This is a genomic window from Catenovulum agarivorans DS-2 (genome assembly GCF_000568405.1).
Taxonomy (GTDB): Bacteria; Pseudomonadota; Gammaproteobacteria; order Enterobacterales; family Alteromonadaceae; genus Catenovulum; species Catenovulum agarivorans_A.
This window is the reverse complement of sequence record NZ_ARZY01000023.1, coordinates 67,271-84,960: the sequence shown is the minus strand read 5'-3', so window position 1 is coordinate 84,960 and position 17,690 is coordinate 67,271. Positions and strand designations below refer to the sequence as shown.

Genomic DNA, 17,690 nt, shown 5'->3' with positions numbered 1-17,690 from the left:
GGCAAGCTCAATTGCCAAGCCAACAAACGTCCAAGTAAACCACCGCCTACAACGGCTATTTTCATCCTGAGGATTACCTAAATTGACAAATTAAGCTGTGTGATAAATTTCAGAACCTTTCTCACGGAACTCTTTTGATTTTTCAGCCATGCCAGAATCAACATCAGCGGGTTGAATTTCAATCGCCTGTGCTTCTGCTTCTTTGGCTTCTAAACCTGCTGCATAATCACGTACTTCTTGGGTGATTTTCATTGAACAGAATTTAGGACCACACATAGAGCAGAAATGCGCTACCTTACCTGATTCTTGTGGCAAGGTTTCATCATGGTATTCACGGGCACGCTCTGGGTCTAAACCTAAGTTAAATTGATCAATCCAGCGGAACTCGAAACGTGCTTTTGATAAAGCATTGTCTCGTATCTGAGCTGCCGGATGACCTTTGGCCAAATCAGCGGCATGTGCGGCGATTTTATAGGTAATCAAACCTTCTTTTACATCTTCTTTGTTAGGTAAACCTAAGTGCTCTTTTGGTGTTACATAACACAACATAGCACAGCCATACCAACCAATTTGCGCCGCCCCAATACCCGAAGTAAAGTGATCGTAACCAGGTGCAATATCTGTGGTTAATGGGCCTAAAGTATAAAAAGGCGCTTCGTGGCAATGTTCTAGCTGCTCTGTCATGTTTTCTTGGATCATATGCATAGGAACATGACCTGGGCCTTCAATCATAACCTGTACATCGTGTTTCCAAGCAATTTTTGTCAGCTCACCCAAAGTGCGTAATTCACTAAACTGAGCTTCATCGTTTGCATCGGCAATCGAGCCAGGGCGCAAACCATCACCTAAAGAGAATGAAACATCATACTGTTTCATAATTTCACAAATATCTTCAAAGTGAGTGTATAAGAAATTTTCTTTGTGGTGAGCCAAACACCATTTAGCCATGATCGAGCCTCCACGCGAAACGATACCCGTTAAACGTTTAGCTGTCATAGGCACATAGCGTAACAACACACCTGCGTGAATAGTGAAATAATCAACACCTTGTTCAGCTTGCTCGATTAACGTATCGCGGAAAATTTCCCACGTTAAATCTTCAGCAACCCCATTTACTTTCTCTAACGCTTGGTAAATAGGTACAGTACCGATTGGCACAGGCGAGTTACGAATAATCCACTCACGTGTTTCGTGAATATAACGGCCAGTTGATAAATCCATTACGGTATCGCCACCCCAACGCGTAGACCATACGAGTTTTTCAACTTCTTCTTCGATTGAAGAAGTAACTGCAGAGTTACCGATATTTGCATTTACTTTAACCAAGAAATTACGACCAATGATCATAGGTTCAATTTCTGGATGGTTAATATTAGCTGGGATAATAGCACGACCTTCAGCAACTTCTTGGCGAACAAATTCAGGGGTAATCTCTTCAGGTAACTTTGCGCCCCATGCTTGGCCCTTGTGCTGTTGCAATAAAACTTGTTCTTTAACTTCTGCTCGCTTCATATTCTCACGAATAGCAATGTATTCCATTTCAGGCGTGATAATACCTTGACGAGCATAATGCATTTGCGAAACATTTTTACCTGGCTTAGCACGGCGTATTTTGGGTAAGTGTTCAAAACGAATATGGTCTAAACCATCGTCCGCCAAGCGTTTTTGGCTGTAATGAGAAGTTACAGAATCTAATGCTTCGGTATCGTTACGCGCATCTATCCACTGTTCACGAATACGCGGAATACCTTTATGAACATCAATAACAACTTCAGGATCTGTGTATGGGCCAGAAGTATCGTATACGTTTACAGGCTCGTTCTTTTCGAATATCGGGTTTTCTTTTGTACCGCCGGCAAAAGTGTCAGAAACACTAATTTGACGCATTGGCACTTGGATAGAGGGATCGCTGCCTTCTACATAGATTTTTTTAGAGTTAGGAAATGGCTGGCCAGACAAGCTGCTGATAAACTCTTGCGCTTGAGCGCGTTTTTCTCTGCGATTTGGTTGTGACATAGTGTTGCCTTTAATCAAAATAGTGAATAAAGACGGAGTGTGGCTATCGACAAGACATTATTCAGAAAAGTATCTTGTTCCCTACGCTGGTTTAACCCAGATCAGGTTCGACGGATCCCGCAAATGCGATCTCAGCCCAAGGGCACTCCGACAAGTAAAATCGACACAAATTATATAGCCTATACGCTAATTTAAAAGCATTAATGGCAGAATATTTTTGTTAAAGCATTTATAGTGCAAATTAACGCTATGCTAATCACTTGTAATTTCTATGGTTTAAATCAATAATCAATCTATCCATCGAGCAGGTATTTAAGCACTTGGCGAATCGATTTAACACGGACCAACATGAATCAAGAACTCATCAAACATGCCAACGTATTAATTATTGACGATCAAGCATTGGCACAAGTTTTTTTAAAACAATCGTTAGAAAAGCTTGGATTCGATAAAATCATGGTGGCCGAGAGTGCTAAACATGCGTTGCGTTTAGCTGAAGAACATCAGTTTAATGTGATTATTTGCTCGTTTAATTTGAGCCGAGATAAAGATGGCTATCAATTATTTGAAGAGCTCAAAGCAAAAGGTGCCATTAAACTGACCACAACCTTTATATTTACCAGTGCAGAAACCGATGCTGCTTTGGTGAATAGCGTGGTTGAATTACAACCCGATGACTTTCTAGCTAAACCCTTTACCGCCAAAGAACTCAGTGACAGGCTGCGCCGCGTATTAACGCGAAAACATACATTAACTAAAGTATATCGAGCGCTTGAACAGAACAATTATGCTGCGGTGCTAGAGCAAGTAGACACTCTATTAATGGACCCTAAAGCAGCCAACTTATACCCTTTGTTGATGCGTATCAAAGGTGATGCCTTGCTTGCCTCACAGCAATACCAGCAAGCTGCGCAGTTTTATTACGAAATTATCACCTTACAAAAATTTACCTGGGCTATGGTTGGATTAGCCAAAGCTTATTTAGGTTTGGACAAAGAAGACGCAGCAATCAATATACTCGAAAAACTAGTCGCTAAACCACAAACACGCTTAGCTGCACTTGATCTACTTGGCCAATATTATATACAACATGATGAATATGAATTGGCCTACCAGAAGTTGCAAAATGCCAGCGAACTATCACCTCGCAATATAGACAGGCACAAAAGTGTCGTCCAACTTGCAAGGCTAGTGCATGATCATTCTGGCCAATACAATGCAGCAAAAGCCATGCTCAAATATGCCAAACGTTCCTTTCACGAAACAGCAGATTTATACTTAACAGTCGCTCGTTCAGGTATAGATTACGCACTAACCTTACCCGAGCAGGAATCTGCGGTAATAGTGCGCCAATCAGAAAAATTCTTAGAAGCGTTAAAAGATCAATTTCCTTCATCTGCCGAAAACAAAGACAAAATATCCATTGTACAGGCACGCATACACTATTTAAAAGATGAAGAGAGTAAAGCTAAACAGTTGGTTTCAAACATATTAGAGCATGAAGAAAGCGGTAATTTAGAAGACTATATCGACAAAGCGAAAGCCTTTCACGAATTAGGATATCAAGATCAAGCAATCCACCTACTAGAAAATATTCACCAACAATACAACGAAGATAATACGGTAAACGACAAAGTGTTAGCCGCCTATTTAACCCAAGAGAAATCCGAAAAAACCGAAATACCTTTTACCCCAAGGCAGCTCAACAATATTGCAGTACAACTGTACGGTAAAAAACAATATCCTGCAGCGATTCAAGCATTTGCAGACGCATTACGTTTAATGCCTAAAAATGTCCGAATTGCTCTAAACATGTTGCAGGCGCTCGTCGACCAAATGGTTAGAACGGCATTAGATGAACAGCAAACGAAGCTGTATAACAGCGCAATTAGCATTATTTCTCAACAGAACTTACCGCACGACCAACAAACTCGTTACGAAAAATTGCTTGAGCGCAGCGCCCAAGCAAAAGAACGACACAACCAAATCGATCAAACTTAAGTTAAGTACCACTTTTCGTATTCAACAAAGGTTAACCCTTTGCCAGTTTGTTTGTTTTGGAAACTTCGTTCAAAATGCCTAAACAAACCACCTGGGCTGACTAAATGACAGTACCCTTGATAACAAGGCTCAACAGCCCATTCGTCATGACCACCATTAATACTGTCAACTAAAACATCACCACTTTGGGCATTATATATTTGATACAAACCGACATCATTCCCTGCGCGAAACTCCCATAGCGCATTGGGTTTATCTAGCTTTTCGACCAACTTGAGTTGCCCTTGCTCAGCAACTAAACACAATCCATCCACTGTTTTTATTTGCCATTTCCTTGAGGTATACGGTGAATCCACAATATTTTGCATGGGTTGCATGATTTTCCCTCAATTGCTTTCAACAAAAAAATGCGCTTAAGACGCTAGGCCCTACTAGGCCCTAGTTAAAGCCTAGTAGAAAGGGGATAGATTGCAGTATTGAAATATACGGTAAAAACTTATGACCAGCACTCAATAAAAAACGGCACAACCGATTAATTAATTATCAGCATGTTAGTGCAGCATAGACAACCAACCACACTAACAATAAGTTATAACTTATAAAAAAATATTACTCTTAGATAACAAAAATCACACCGCATTGCAAATAATGACCAAGTGTCAACTACCTAACCAAAGAATAGACGCCATAACCAACCACTTTGTAAGTCTTCTTCACAGCGCTTTAACTGCGCGCCATAAGTCTCGGCTCGCTTTTGAACTTTCCACGCAACATTTTTTAACCACTTCTTTTTGTTATAAGTTTTTTTGCGGTAGCCGCCCCAACCTTCATGGTAATTCAGATACTGCTTGTACGCATCCCATTTGGATACACCGTTAATTTTATGCGTTTTGTAGATAAACCAAGCCATAAAATCGATAGCATCGTCAAAATCACTGCGATTTGCCCAGCCATTGCCCGTTTCTCGCTTATAGTCTTGCCAAGTTAACGTCTTGGCTTGCGAGTACCCATAAGCACTGCTTGCTCGACCTATTGGAATAAAACCTAAAAAATACTCCATCGGTGGCTGAGCATCAGATTTAAACGAACTTTCTTGATACATCATTGCCATTGGAATATGAATAGGTGTGCCCCATTTGTCTCTAGCATCGGCTGCTGCATCATACCAGTCACGATTTTCGAAGAAAATTTCGCACAGATCATCTGGCTTTTGCGGAGGTGATGTGGCACATCCCAATAAAAGAAAATTTAACAGCAAAGCTCCAAGGTAGATTGTATTTTTATTCATAACTCTATTTAGAAAAATAATCTTTTAAAAATTCAGAAAATTCTGCTTGAGGCGCTTGCTCTAGCACTCGTTGTTTATTGACACTTTGTTCACTGGTCTGCTGCAAAAACGCTTCACTAAATTGATGATAATTTTGCGCTGTAGCTTGTTGCTTAAATTGCTCAGCGATATTTATGCCAAGTGTTGCATTGTCCCAGTTATTTTCCGTAAGTGCGGCAATAATTTTGCCTGAAGGCGTTAAATTAGCATCAAGTAACTTATTTCTTTGTGCATTAAGCGCGGCTTGATATTCACCTGACTCGCCCCCATCAAAATCATGCGCCAACTGGCTCAATTCCAGCATAATTTGTTCGGCCCAATCAGTTAACGCAATTTTTTCACCTGAATTATCTAATAACACACCAGGCTTGCGACCATACAATAAGGTTTGTTGTAAATTTGCAGCATTTAAAAATTCACCACAGCTGTGGATTTCGGGTGAGTCGCTGAGCACACACCAAGTTAAAAATAAATCTAAAAAGCGAATTTGCTCTATATTCACCCCAGCAGGTGAAAATGGGTCGATATCTAAAGCGCGCAATTCAATATATTGAACGCCACCTCTTAATAAAGCATCAGTGGGTTTTTCACCTGAGTCTGCAACACGTTTTGGCCTAACTGGCGCATAATATTCGTTTTCTATTTGCAAAACATTTTTATTTAGCTGTTGATATATACCATTTTCACCTGCTGCTATGTGTGCAAAGTCTGCTGATGGCATTTTAATCGCTTGTTTCAAGCCGTGTATATATTCCTGCAAATCATTATAACGAATACTCAATGCTGCTTGAGCTTTGTTGGTATAACCTAAATCACTTAACCGCAGTGCCGTTGCATATGGTAAGTAGTAAGTTCCTTTCCCTACTGTTTCAAAAGGATACGCTGACTTTTTGTCTTTTAAAAATGAACCACACAACGCAGGTGATGCACCAAATAAATAAGCCAACAACCATAAGTGGCGTTTTACATTTCGTAACAAGGCTAAATATTTAGCCGATATATACGCTTGGCTTAATACCTGGCCTTCGGCTTGAGCTAATACTTGCCAGAAACTATCAGGAAACGAAAAGTTAAAATGCACACCAGATATAACCTGCATATAGCTCCCATATCTGTGCTTTAACCCTTCTCGATAAAGGGTTTTCATTTTGCCTACATTTGAACTGCCGTATTGAGCTATTTGGATATCCGCTTCACAACCGACAAAACAGGGCATACTCATTGGCCACAGCAATTCGCTCCCTTGGTGAGTATAAGCAAACTTATGTAAATCAATTAGTTGTTCTATGCTGGTTTGTGCATTGTTTTCTACAGGGGTAATAAACTCTAACAAACTTTCAGCATAATCAGTTGTGATATAAGGGTTGGTTAAGGCAGAGCCTAATTGTGTTGGGTGTGGTTGGGTCGACAAGCGCCCGGTTGGAGTAATGCGCAAAGCTTCTTTTTCGATGCCTCGATTTAAACTATTGGCAAAGTCGAGTCCATGCTGTTTAAAAAATAGTTCTACCGAATCAGCTAATTTCACGCAAATTTCCTCAATATAAAATAATGGTAAACAAAATACCCGAAAAGCGGGATAAACCCAATAATTTTGCTGCTTTACAACAAAAATGATTTAAGTTTGCTCTTGTTGATGGTTAGACCGTATATATAGGGACAAAATTACAGTAAACTAGGGCCCGGTTAATCTTTCGAGTTGAATTTGGCAATAGCTTGACTTAATCCATTAAGCCTTCAAAGCCGCACCTCGATTGACAAGCGTTTAGTGAGTTGTATTTTGTGTGTATTTACAAGTGTTGGAGTACCTAAGTGAAAGTTTGTGGTGTAGAAATTAAATCAAACGAAGCAATTATTTGTTTGTTAAATATGGACGGTGATGTTTTTGATTTACCGAGCTGTCGTACACAAAAAGTGATTTTAACCGACGCCAGTTCTGCACAAGGTCTAGCTGATTTCCAGTTTGCATTTGGCAAACTAATGCACGACTACAAAGTAGAACATGTTGTGATCAAAGAAAGACCAATGAAAGGTAAATTTGCCGGTAGCGCATTGGGTTTTAAGTTAGAGGCAGCCATTCAATTATTAGAGGATATTAATGTTGAATTACAAAGCCCACAGACCGAAAAAGCCGTTATAAAACGTAACCCTATACCTGTTGACTTTAAAGATACTGGGTTAAAAGGTTTCCAACAAAGTGCTTTTGTCACAGCTTATAGTTTTTCAATGAAAAAACACTTCAATATAGAGGCTTAACTCGTCCAACAAGCATTAACTTAAGGTTAATGCTTGTTAAAAAGGACGATTGAACTTACTGCACCGCTCGCTCCATACGAATAACTACGCGGCGGTTTTTAGCTCTGCCTAACACATTTTGATTTGTTGCTATGTGGCGACGTTCACCATAACTATCAACTTCAATACGACTCGCATCTACACCTGCGTCAGTGAAAAAGCTACGGATATTTTCAGCCCTTTGTTTAGCCAGTTGTTCATTGTGCCAACGACCACCATAGCTGTCACTAAAGCCATCTAACAAGACCAAATCTAACTCTGCATCCTGCTTCAAATATTCAGCAATCATAGCCAAACGTTTTTTCGAATTTTTAGTAAGCTCAGCCTTGTTACTTTGATAAGTGAGAACAGTCAAACTAATGTCATCAAAGTTAAACGGCAATAAATTATCCACACAGGTTAAAAAACTTTCGTATGCCTGATGAAAGTTAGCGGCATTAATACCAACCGTTATGTGGTCGAAGTCGCTGTACCAATCTTTATAATAGAAGGTTGGTGACATGCCTTTTTCTAATTCAGACAACATGGTCCATGCTGGCTTGTCGATAAGCTCACCATCAAATTGCTGCAACAACTGCATATCAATAATTTCACGACTTGGTGTCCCTGGTCTATGTGATGGCGGTACAGATAGAACTTTGGCGATGTCGTAACCATGAGGCGTTCTTAACATGTCTAAGTTAACAGTCATATTTGTCGCTCGACTTGCCACACTAGAAAAAACAACTTTGCCATAACGCGGGATAGAGTGCTCTAAACGGCAGCTTAATCGTGCATTTTGCTGATTAACCCATTTGGAGTCGTCAAGAGAGGCTTGATAATGCCGCACGTCGGCCATAACCTGCCCTATATAACCTAGGCTTAACATTGTGGCTAATTGAGCTATTCGACCTATCATTTAACCTTTCTCCACCGACAAAACTTTGACTAAATCAGATATACATTCGCTATTGCCAAGGAATTAGCAATTTTTAGACCAAATTACTTTATTCAACGGGTGAGCAAAGCGGCTAAATCTGGCATAATGGCCGACAATTTTTTTATATTGGCACCTGTATTCATTTTATGCCACAACCACAGCTTAAAAATAGATTTCGAGGATACTACCCAGTTGTAATTGATGTTGAAACAGCGGGTTTTGATCCACAAAAAAATGCTTTGTTAGAAATTGCAGCCACTTTAACTGAGATGTCAGACGATGGCGAACTTTATTGCGGCGAAACCATTCAATTTAATATAGAGCCATTTGAAGGCTCAGTGTTGGAACAATCTGCGCTTGAATTTAACGGGATAGACCCAAGTAACCCATTACGAGCTGCAGTCGACGAGCGCACAGCGTTACAAGAAATTTTTAAACAAATTCGTAAACGCCAAAAGCATTATAGTTGCCAGCGCTCCGTTATGGTGGCGCACAATTCAGCATTTGATATGGGATTTGTTAATGCGGCTATCGCACGTGCGAATATAAAACGCAGCCCACTACACCCTTTTGTGTCATTTGATACGACAAGCTTAGCCGGTTTAACGTTAGGCCAAACTGTGTTGGTCAAAGCCTGCAAAGCGGCTGGAATTGAGTTTGATAATAAAGAAGCGCATTCAGCTTTATACGATACTCAAAAAACCGCTGAGCTTTTTTGTTATATGGTAAATAAGTGGAAAAGTTTAGGTGGTTGGCAAGAGCCAGAAGAAGCTGCAGCAGACAAGTAGAGCCCCTAAAATGCAAAAAGCCGGCATAAACCGGCTTTTGATAAATCAAATTATGGAAATTCGATTATAGCTTGTCAGCGTTCTCAGAAAGGTAAGAAGCAACACCTGAAGGGCTCGCGTCCATACCTTTGTCACCGTCTTGCCAGCCAGCAGGACAAACTTCACCGTGCTCTTGGTGGAATGCTAAAGCATCAACCATACGCAACATTTCGTCTACGTTACGACCTAATGGTAAGTCGTTAACTACCTGGTGACGTACGTTACCTTCTTCATCAATTAAGAAAGAACCACGGAAAGCAACACCAGCTTCTGGGTGCTCAACGTCGTATGCTTGACAGATTTCATGTTTAACGTCAGCAACTAAAGTGTATTGAACTTCACCAATACCACCTTCGTTAACTGGAGTGTTACGCCATGCGTTGTGAGAGAATTGAGAATCGATAGAAACACCGATAACTTCAACACCACGTTTTTGGAATTCAGCAAAACGCTTATCGAAAGCGATTAACTCTGAAGGACATACGAAAGTGAAGTCTAAAGGATAGAAAAAGATAACTGCTTTTTTACCTTTGATTGCTTCGCTTAATGTAAAGCTATCAACGATCTCGCCATTACCTAGAACTGCAGCAGCTGTGAAATCAGGAGCCGGACGGCCAACTAATACAGACATAACATTCTCCATATATATTATTGTGAACGTGTGAATAATATAAATTATTCAATTACTGGCAAAGAGTATATAGGCGAATATGTAAAAACCAAGGGCAGCACTCAACTATTTTTTTGTAAAAGATCTAAAAACATAGTTGCTAATACGAATATTTCTCATTTATAATGCAATTGTATTTTAACAGAGGCTTTTAATATGTACGTTTGTTTATGTAACGGTATTACTGATAAAGACATTATTGCTGCAGCAGAGCAAGGATGTAGTAGTCTAGTTGAATTGCGTAAACAAATGAGCATTGCTAACGACTGTGGCAAGTGCCGCAAACAAGCAATTAACATCCTACGCGAAGCACAACCAAAACATAAAATTGAAGATAACGATTTATTAATTGCAGCATTTGCTTAACACCTGCTGCAATCTAACCACTTACACACCAACAGCACAACCGCTGATCCAGCAAACAACAAGCGACTTTCCAGAACAAAGCTTGCACCACCATAAAAGTCACTCGAGAATAACCATAAATAGGTCATATCAATAAAAAATTCATGGCTAACTTGTGATCTAGAATTCAGATTTTTGAATAGAGTGAAGTGTGAAGAAGTAGATAGAGTTCACCAGCTAGGACATTAGCTAGGCTCAAGGGTAAAATTTGAGAAAAAATAAATCATTCTCATGAAGAATGGTGCCCGGGGCCGGACTTGAACCGGCACGCTGTTACCAGCGAGGGATTTTAAATCCCTTGTGTCTACCAATTCCACCACCCGGGCAGACACGAATTACATAAGCCTAAGCTTATATAATCAAGATTTTGGAGCGGCTAACGAGACTCGAACTCGTGACCCCAACCTTGGCAAGGTTGTGCTCTACCAACTGAGCTACAGCCGCATAATAAAACAATGTAAAACTAACAATTTGGAGCGGCTAACGAGACTCGAACTCGTGACCCCAACCTTGGCAAGGTTGTGCTCTACCAACTGAGCTACAGCCGCATAATAAAACAATGTAAAACTAACAATTTGGAGCGGCTAACGAGACTCGAACTCGTGACCCCAACCTTGGCAAGGTTGTGCTCTACCAACTGAGCTACAGCCGCACTCATAATAAGTGCAAATAAAATTGGTGCCCGGGGCCGGACTTGAACCGGCACGCTGTTACCAGCGAGGGATTTTAAATCCCTTGTGTCTACCAATTCCACCACCCGGGCAGACACTTTATTTAACATGTTTTCGTTTAATGGAGGCGGGTCCCGGAGTCGAACCGAGGTAGACGGATTTGCAATCCGCTGCATGGCCACTCTGCCAACCCGCCGCATATTTGGAGCGGCTAACGAGACTCGAACTCGTGACCCCAACCTTGGCAAGGTTGTGCTCTACCAACTGAGCTACAGCCGCATCTCATCGAAGTTATGTCATGTTTCTTTCATAACTCCCGAAAACGAGGCGCATTTTACAAAGTATTAGGAACGAGTCAACTGTTTATTTAAATCTTTTTTCTAACCGCTCAATAAACAAGCGAATGTGGCCGTTTTTTAATGAATTTGCGTTAAACTTGGCCAAGCAGCCCGTAAATACACCATCATCGACCAAAAAGTGAGAATGACCGCAATATATAAAAGCGCCACAGAAACGTAAAACAAAGAACCAGTTTGAAAAATTAATAAACCAACAATTGCCGCCATTTGCGCAAAAGTTTTAAATTTGCCTATATTAGACACTTGCACGTGCGCTCGTTTGCCCACTTCCGCCATCCACTCTCTAAGCGCCGATATCAAGATTTCTCGACCAACCATTACTACGGCAGGTAAAGTTATCCAAAACACGCTGTAATGCTCTACAATTAAGCCTAACGCGGTGGCAACCATTAACTTGTCTGCTACTGGATCTAAAAAAGCACCAAAAGGCGTACTTTGTTGCCAACGCCTAGCTAAATATCCATCCAACCAATCTGTGAATCCTGCAACAGCAAATAAAAACGCAGCCATTAAATGACCCCAAGCCACAGGTAAATAAAAACACAATACAAAAAAAGGAATTAAAACTATTCTAAAAACAGTCAGAATATTGGGTATGTTCCACATTCGTTAATACTTCACGCTAGTTAATTTTTAAACGTTTTAGTTATTGTCGCATTAATTGTAGGCTTTTGTTAGTCGCTTTTCTCATGCAAATGGTAAAAAACCGTTTCAGCCAACTGCAAGCTAAACCCCGGTACTTTAGCGATATCATCAATACTGGCATTTTTAACCTCTTGCATACCACCCAGATATTTAAGTAAATTCTGGCGTTTTTTCGGCCCTACACCGACAATTCCTTCCAAAGAAGACGTTGTTTTAACTTTCTGTCGTCTAGCTCTATGACCAGTAATCGCAAACCTGTGCGATTCATCACGAATATGCTGAATTAAATGCAGCGCAGGTGAATGTGATTCAACATTCAGTATTTGATGACTACCAGCCAAAATTAATGTTTCTAAGCCGGGTTTTCTGCTTGTGCCTTTAGCCACACCAATTAACAAAGGCATTTTTTGTGGCCAATCGACGAAATAATTTTCGGCTTGTGCAAGTTGACCTTTACCACCGTCGATAAAAATAATATCCGGAATTTTATCTTCGGGCTGAGGCGATTTGTACCTACGCGACAATACCTGTGCCATAGCTGCATAATCATCCCCAGGGGTAATACCCGTGATGTTGTATTTGCGATAATCGGTTTTCATTGGTCCACTGCGATTAAACACCACGCAGGATGCAACCGTTTGTTGCCCCATAGTATGGCTTATATCAAAACATTCCATACGCTGAATTGGCTCAGGCAATTCCAATAACATATCCAAAGCTTCAAACCGGCGCTGCATAGATAAAGACTCACTCAACTTAGTTGCTACTGCATTTTCAGCATTGGTTTGCGCGAGCTTTAAATAACGTAAACGTTCACCGCGCGTCGGTACTTTTAATTCAACTTTAGTTTCATGCAACTGCTCAATAGCTTGTTGCAAACCCACTTGCTCAGTTAACTTAAATGGGATCAACAACTCTTTAGCTGGCGTTCGTTCAGATGTTTGATTTAAATAATACTGAGCGACAAACGAGGTTAAAATCTCTTCATTTTCAGAATTTTTTGGCGTTTTAGGATAATAACTTTTACTGCCAAGTACTTTGCCGTCGCGCACAACCAGTAAGTGAATACATACAGCCCCATGTTGACTAGCAAAACCTAAAATATCTAATGAATCATGGTCACCACTAACAGATTGAGTTTCTCTAACCTTTTTAAGCGCGGTTAATTGGTCACGATACATAGCCGCTTGTTCAAAAGCCAAATTTTGGCTGGCAGCATCCATTTTTTCGACCAACTGAGTAACTACCTCTTGATTACGCCCCTGCAGAAATAACTTAACCAAATTAACTTGCTGGGTGTAGTCAATGTCATCAACATAACCTTCAACACAAGGTGCTAAACACCGCTTTAACTGATGCTGTAAACAGGGACGACTGCGCGCCTGGTAATAAGTATCTTCACATTGGCGCACCGGAAAAACTTTTTGCATAATGCGCAAACTCTCACGCACTGCCCCACCTGATGGATAAGGCCCAAAATATTGGCCCTTTTCTTTTTTAGGCCCACGATGAAAAGCCAAGCGTGGATGTTTATGCCCAGATAAAAAGATATACGGATAACTTTTGTCATCACGCAATAAAATATTGTATTTGGGCAAATACTGCTTAATTAGATTATTTTCTAAAATCAGCGCTTCAGTTTCAGTATGTGTGACTGTGACTTCAATATTAGCAATTTGCCTAACCAAAGCTATGGTTTTTTGGCTAGTTTGATTAGCACGAAAATACGAACTAACGCGTTTTTTTAAATCTTTAGCTTTACCAACATAAATAACCTGCTGGTTATCGTTATACATACGATAAACCCCAGGCTGATTAGTTAAATTTTTTAAAAATGCGGCGGAATCAAATAAAGAAGTCATGCAAATAGTTACGACTAATAAAAACCTAGACTCTAAATACAAACAAAAATGGCGGTGTACTCAATTTAAGTACACCGCCATCTTAACAAAAACTTTAGACTATCAGTAGTAGCCAGTAGTCGCTAAAAAACTAACTTAACAGGCTTAAAACTGACTGCTCACTCTGACGAGCTTGCACCGCAACTGCACTGGTGCTTTGCGATAAAATGTCATTCGCAGCTTTATCAGCAGTAGCTTGGGCAAAATCAGTATCTTGCAAACGGCTGCGAGCAGCTTGCACGTTTTCATTTGTCGTCGATAAATTATTGATAGACGATTGAAATGCATTTTGCGTAGCGCCTAAATCACCACGCTGCTCACCAATAGTGCTAATTGCATCATCCAGTGTTTGCAACGCTGAATCGACACCACCAGCAACGGTTACATCAATATTAAATACAGCATTTAAGTCAGAAGATAAATCACTAGTGTTAACCGAACGCGATTGACCCGCACCCGAGCCGACTTGAAATGAAAACTCACTATCTTGGGTAAACAACGACTGACCATTAAATTCAGTATTGTTAATGGTATCTTGAATGTTTTGCTGCAAACCTGATATTTCCGATTGAATCGCTTGACGATCAGCATCAGTTAAAATACCACTACCGGCTTGCTGAGTTAACTCACGAATGCGCTGCGCATCATCGTTAATACCTTGCAAAGCACCATCTGCAACTTGAGATAACGAAATACCATCGTAAGCATTACGAATAGACTGCTGATAAGCATTTGATTCAGAAGATAAACGCTCAATAATCTGTTGAGCCGCAGCTGCATCAGCCGCTTTATTTACTTTTTTACCCGAGGCTAGTTTCTCTAAATTATCATCTTGCTTACGCTGGATTTGATCCAAAAAGAAACTGTTTGAACCCGAAGAAACATTATTAATTGCCATGACCGTATCCTTTGTACAACTTAAACATCAAGTGGATAATATTTGTACAGTATAGCATATTGGTGGGAAGGGCAAGTGTTTAACAATTATGCTGTGCGTAAATTCCCCTTCTCAATAGAAACTTTTTATAGCATATATGACTTTTTGCTGATCTTGTTCAGTTAAATAAGGCGACATAGGCAAACTAAGTACCAGCCCAGTTAATTTTTCAGCCGAACTAAATTCAACATAATTATTAGTTTGAGCAAAGGCTGTTTGTTGGTGCATGCAAGTTTGATAATAAACCATTGAAGGTACACCTGAGGCTTTTAAATGCGCCTGCAACTTTTCCCTATGTTCAACTTTAACCGTATATTGCGCCCAACCACTAGTATACCCTGCTGGAATATACGGCGTATCAACTACTTCAGAGAGTTCAGCTGTATATACACGCGCTATTTGTTCTCGGCGCTGTCGCTCTAGCGAGAACACGGCCAGCTTTTCCAATAAAATTGCCGCTTGTAAAGTATCCAACCGGCTATTTAATCCAATTCTAACGTTATCGTATTTATCTTTGCCTTTACCATGAAGTCTCAGAGAACGAAGTAACTCAGCAGTTGAAGAATCTTTGCTAAAAACTGCCCCGCCATCTCCATAACAGCCTAGAGGTTTAGCAGGAAAAAAGCTTGTTGTCGAAATATCCCCAAAAGAACCAGCCTTTTTCGAATTAATTTCGCCCCCCATGCCTTGCGCTGAATCTTCTATTAAGTGCAAATTATGCTGCTCACAAATTTTTTGTAGCTTTGGATAGTTGGCAGGTAAACCAAATAAATCTACAGCAATGACTGCTTTTGGGACTAATTTGCCTTCTTCGTGAACAGCTTCAATTGCAGCTTGCAGACTATCGGAGCAAACGTTAAATGTATCTGGGCACACATCAACGAAAACAGGCGTTGCGCCAACTAAAGAAATAACTTCAGCTGAAGCAAAAAAGGTAAAAGTAGGCACAAATACAGCATGGTCACTTTTAATGCCTAACGCCATCAAAGCTAATTGCAAGGCGTCAGTACCATTAGCACAAGAAACGCAACTTTTTACACCAACATAATCTGCTAGTTGAGCTTCAAAATCTGCCACTTCGTAGCCGAGGATGTATTGGCCAGTTGTTAAAACATGCTCGATTCGTTTGTCGATAGGTTGTTTAAGGGCACGGTATTGCGCCGCTAGATCAATAAAATCCACTAACTAATTACCTTCAATTCGTGTCCTTGTAACTGATAAACAGTTCCCGTGTGTTCACATCTGGCTTGTTCATCACCACTCAAAGGTAATGGCAATTTTTCACCGAATTCGCTCATCCACCCAACTTGTTTGGCTGGCACACCAACCATTAATGCATAGTCTGGTACATCTTTGTTGATAACAGCACCAGCGCCAACAAATGCATACTTACCAATAGTAACACCACACACAATGGTACAATTAGCTCCGAGTGTAGCACCTTGTTTGACTCGGGTATCGCGATACTCTGCTTTTCTCTCAATCGCGCTTCTTGGGTTGTATACGTTGGTAAAAACCATGCTAGGCCCACAGAATACGTCATCCTCTAAATAGACGTTATCGTAAACTGAAACATTGTTCTGAATTTTACAGTTGTTACCAATTACAACTTTATTGCCAACAAAGACATTTTGTCCTAACGAGCAATTGTTCCCAACTTGTGCGCCTGCACATACATGAACAAAATGCCAGACCCGAGTACCGTCACCCAATTCAGCGCCCGTATCAACGATAGCTGATTCATGAATAACTGCACTCATTAGTCAATCAACTTATTGAAAAAAGGATGGAGTGTAGAATCTGTTGGTTGCAGCAATCGGCCTTGTTGTATTTCAGAAACAGTTTCAACACAGTGACGCGCATCTTCAATACCATAACCTCTCCCAGCTAAAATTTCTTGGTAGCTAATAGTATGAAGGTCGGTAAACCCCTGCGAGAATTCAATTTCTTTACCATCCACAATTATCGAACGATAAGTTGTTTGTTTACCGGCAACTGATGCTGGTAAATCATTTGAATCTATAGACAAAAACCAAGGGACGGTAGCATTTTCATATTCGAGATAACCACATGCCTTTTTGTCATCATAATAATAAAGTTCGTTACGAACTAACTTGCCAAACATAAAGTGCAACATATCAAAAAAATGTACACCTATATTGGTTGCAATACCAAAAGACTTTCTAGGGTCACCTTTCCAACTTTCCATATACCACTTCCCGCGAGAAGTAATATAGGTTAATTCAACTTGATATTTCCCTTGTCGAGCCTTGGTCTGCACTTCTTCTTTAAGATCAAGTATCGCTTGGTGATGTCTCAACTGCAGAATGTTAAATACTCTATGGCCAGTTTCCTCTTCAATTAACTTTAAGTCATCTAAAAGTTCAATTGATGGTACTAATGGCTTTTCGCAAATAACGTCACAACCTAAGCGTAATCCAGCTGCGATATGCGCATGATGTAAATAATTAGGTGAACAAACAGAAACATAATCAAGTTTGCTAGAAGGGCTGCGTTTGAGTTGATGGGCATAATTATAAAAACGTTCAAACTCTGTAAAAAATTCACTAGTTGGCGAAATACTATCGATAATACCTACTGAGTCATTTTTGTCGTAACAAACATCAAGTTGATTACCTGTATCTTTAATCGCCTTCATGTGGCGAGGTGCAATATAACCAGAGGCACCAATTAATGCGAAGTTTTTCATGCTATATTTT

General features: G+C 40.3%; 16 protein-coding genes, 7 tRNA genes and 1 riboswitch. Of the genes, 4 read left to right on the top strand and 19 right to left on the bottom strand.

The features are described from left to right. Positions 1-90: 90 nt before the first annotated feature. Positions 91-2,016: a phosphomethylpyrimidine synthase ThiC gene (thiC, locus tag DS2_RS12585; RefSeq protein ID WP_035015159.1), complete on the bottom strand. Its 1,926-nt coding sequence runs from the start codon at positions 2,014-2,016 to the stop codon at positions 91-93. 61 nt (positions 2,017-2,077) lie between these two features. Continuing rightward, positions 2,078-2,176, bottom strand: a riboswitch (TPP riboswitch). Between the two features lie 188 nt (positions 2,177-2,364). Here thiC and DS2_RS12580 point away from each other — a divergent pair. Further along, entirely contained in the window at positions 2,365-4,017 is a 1,653-nt protein-coding gene (locus tag DS2_RS12580; RefSeq protein ID WP_035015158.1) for a response regulator, read from the top strand. Here the strand turns inward: DS2_RS12580 and DS2_RS12575 are convergent. The 3 genes from DS2_RS12575 to gshA all read right to left on the bottom strand — a co-directional run bounded on the left by DS2_RS12575 (position 4,014) and on the right by gshA (position 6,869). Further along, positions 4,014-4,394, bottom strand: coding sequence for a hypothetical protein (locus DS2_RS12575; protein WP_035015157.1), 381 nt, complete (start codon positions 4,392-4,394; stop codon positions 4,014-4,016). The two genes, DS2_RS12580 and DS2_RS12575, sit on opposite strands and share 4 nt — an antisense overlap. Before the next feature lie 290 nt (positions 4,395-4,684). Next, the gene (locus tag DS2_RS12570; RefSeq protein WP_035015156.1) at positions 4,685-5,305 is read right to left on the bottom strand and encodes a lipoprotein; all 621 of its coding nucleotides are present in this window, start codon (positions 5,303-5,305) and stop codon (positions 4,685-4,687) included. 4 nt (positions 5,306-5,309) lie between these two features. Continuing rightward, positions 5,310-6,869 carry a glutamate--cysteine ligase gene (gshA, locus tag DS2_RS12565; protein ID WP_035015155.1) on the bottom strand — a complete coding sequence of 520 codons (1,560 nt, stop codon included), beginning with the start codon at positions 6,867-6,869 and terminating at the stop codon, positions 5,310-5,312. A 284-nt stretch (positions 6,870-7,153) separates the two neighbouring features. On the opposite strand from gshA, the gene DS2_RS12560 reads away from it, so the two are divergent. Next, on the top strand, positions 7,154-7,597 hold the full coding sequence (locus DS2_RS12560; protein WP_035015154.1) for a DUF3010 family protein: 444 nt from the start codon (positions 7,154-7,156) through the stop codon (positions 7,595-7,597). A 55-nt stretch (positions 7,598-7,652) separates the two neighbouring features. Here DS2_RS12560 and DS2_RS12555 read toward each other — a convergent pair whose 3' ends face one another. Beyond that, complete coding sequence (locus tag DS2_RS12555; protein WP_035015153.1) at positions 7,653-8,534, bottom strand: flagellar protein MotY; 882 nt, start codon at positions 8,532-8,534, stop codon at positions 7,653-7,655. Between the two features lie 167 nt (positions 8,535-8,701). Between DS2_RS12555 and rnt the strand changes: the two genes are divergently transcribed. After that, entirely contained in the window at positions 8,702-9,343 is a 642-nt protein-coding gene (gene rnt / locus DS2_RS12550; protein ID WP_035015152.1) for a ribonuclease T, read from the top strand. A gap of 64 nt (positions 9,344-9,407) precedes the next feature. Here the strand turns inward: rnt and DS2_RS12545 are convergent, their stop codons facing one another. Continuing rightward, positions 9,408-10,013, bottom strand: coding sequence for a peroxiredoxin (locus DS2_RS12545; protein WP_035015151.1), 606 nt, complete (start codon positions 10,011-10,013; stop codon positions 9,408-9,410). A 195-nt stretch (positions 10,014-10,208) separates the two neighbouring features. Between DS2_RS12545 and DS2_RS12540 the strand changes: the two genes are divergently transcribed. Beyond that, positions 10,209-10,418, top strand: a complete 210-nt coding sequence (locus tag DS2_RS12540) for a bacterioferritin-associated ferredoxin (protein ID WP_035015150.1) — start codon at positions 10,209-10,211, stop codon at positions 10,416-10,418. Positions 10,419-10,696: 278 nt separating this feature from the next. Here DS2_RS12540 and DS2_RS12535 read toward each other — a convergent pair. The 13 genes from DS2_RS12535 to DS2_RS12475 form a co-directional block, all read right to left on the bottom strand. Next, a tRNA-Leu gene (locus tag DS2_RS12535) sits at positions 10,697-10,783 on the bottom strand. 42 nt (positions 10,784-10,825) lie between these two features. After that, positions 10,826-10,901, bottom strand: a tRNA-Gly gene (locus DS2_RS12530). 28 nt (positions 10,902-10,929) lie between these two features. After that, positions 10,930-11,005, bottom strand: a tRNA-Gly gene (locus DS2_RS12525). Positions 11,006-11,033: 28 nt separating this feature from the next. Next, a tRNA-Gly gene (locus tag DS2_RS12520) sits at positions 11,034-11,109 on the bottom strand. Between the two features lie 24 nt (positions 11,110-11,133). After that, a tRNA-Leu gene (locus tag DS2_RS12515) sits at positions 11,134-11,220 on the bottom strand. 30 nt (positions 11,221-11,250) lie between these two features. Beyond that, a tRNA-Cys gene (locus DS2_RS12510) sits at positions 11,251-11,324 on the bottom strand. Between the two features lie 7 nt (positions 11,325-11,331). Beyond that, positions 11,332-11,407: transfer RNA gene (locus DS2_RS12505), tRNA-Gly, on the bottom strand. 137 nt (positions 11,408-11,544) lie between these two features. Beyond that, positions 11,545-12,093, bottom strand: coding sequence for a CDP-diacylglycerol--glycerol-3-phosphate 3-phosphatidyltransferase (pgsA, locus tag DS2_RS12500; protein ID WP_035015149.1), 549 nt, complete (start codon positions 12,091-12,093; stop codon positions 11,545-11,547). 68 nt (positions 12,094-12,161) lie between these two features. Beyond that, positions 12,162-14,000: an excinuclease ABC subunit UvrC gene (uvrC, locus tag DS2_RS12495; RefSeq protein ID WP_419177446.1), complete on the bottom strand. Its 1,839-nt coding sequence runs from the start codon at positions 13,998-14,000 to the stop codon at positions 12,162-12,164. Positions 14,001-14,124: 124 nt separating this feature from the next. Then, positions 14,125-14,931 (bottom strand): flagellin, encoded by an 807-nt coding sequence (locus tag DS2_RS12490; protein WP_081754265.1) that lies wholly within the window; start codon positions 14,929-14,931, stop codon positions 14,125-14,127. Positions 14,932-15,042: 111 nt separating this feature from the next. Next, positions 15,043-16,152, bottom strand: a complete 1,110-nt coding sequence (locus tag DS2_RS12485; protein ID WP_035015146.1) for a DegT/DnrJ/EryC1/StrS family aminotransferase — start codon at positions 16,150-16,152, stop codon at positions 15,043-15,045. Continuing rightward, complete coding sequence (locus DS2_RS12480) at positions 16,152-16,730, bottom strand: acyltransferase (protein ID WP_035015145.1); 579 nt, start codon at positions 16,728-16,730, stop codon at positions 16,152-16,154. The genes DS2_RS12485 and DS2_RS12480 overlap by 1 nt, the downstream gene beginning before the upstream one ends. Beyond that, entirely contained in the window at positions 16,730-17,680 is a 951-nt protein-coding gene (locus tag DS2_RS12475; protein ID WP_035015144.1) for a Gfo/Idh/MocA family oxidoreductase, read from the bottom strand. The genes DS2_RS12480 and DS2_RS12475 overlap by 1 nt, the downstream gene beginning before the upstream one ends. Between the last annotated feature and the right edge of the window lie 10 nt (positions 17,681-17,690).

Bases quoted from the DNA above. Each gene is read 5' to 3' on its own strand.
- thiC (WP_035015159.1), bottom strand. From the start codon at position 2,016: ATGTCACAACCAAATCGCAGAGAAAAACGCGCTCAAGCGCAAGAGTTT.
- DS2_RS12580 (WP_035015158.1), top strand. From the start codon at position 2,365: ATGAATCAAGAACTCATCAAACATGCCAACGTATTAATTATTGACGAT.
- DS2_RS12575 (WP_035015157.1), bottom strand. From the start codon at position 4,394: ATGCAACCCATGCAAAATATTGTGGATTCACCGTATACCTCAAGGAAA.
- DS2_RS12570 (WP_035015156.1), bottom strand. From the start codon at position 5,305: ATGAATAAAAATACAATCTACCTTGGAGCTTTGCTGTTAAATTTTCTT.
- DS2_RS12555 (WP_035015153.1), bottom strand. From the start codon at position 8,534: ATGATAGGTCGAATAGCTCAATTAGCCACAATGTTAAGCCTAGGTTAT.
- rnt (WP_035015152.1), top strand. From the start codon at position 8,702: ATGCCACAACCACAGCTTAAAAATAGATTTCGAGGATACTACCCAGTT.
- DS2_RS12545 (WP_035015151.1), bottom strand. From the start codon at position 10,013: ATGTCTGTATTAGTTGGCCGTCCGGCTCCTGATTTCACAGCTGCTGCA.
- DS2_RS12540 (WP_035015150.1), top strand. From the start codon at position 10,209: ATGTACGTTTGTTTATGTAACGGTATTACTGATAAAGACATTATTGCT.
- pgsA (WP_035015149.1), bottom strand. From the start codon at position 12,093: ATGTGGAACATACCCAATATTCTGACTGTTTTTAGAATAGTTTTAATT.
- DS2_RS12490 (WP_081754265.1), bottom strand. From the start codon at position 14,931: ATGGCAATTAATAATGTTTCTTCGGGTTCAAACAGTTTCTTTTTGGAT.
- DS2_RS12480 (WP_035015145.1), bottom strand. From the start codon at position 16,730: ATGAGTGCAGTTATTCATGAATCAGCTATCGTTGATACGGGCGCTGAA.
- DS2_RS12475 (WP_035015144.1), bottom strand. From the start codon at position 17,680: ATGAAAAACTTCGCATTAATTGGTGCCTCTGGTTATATTGCACCTCGC.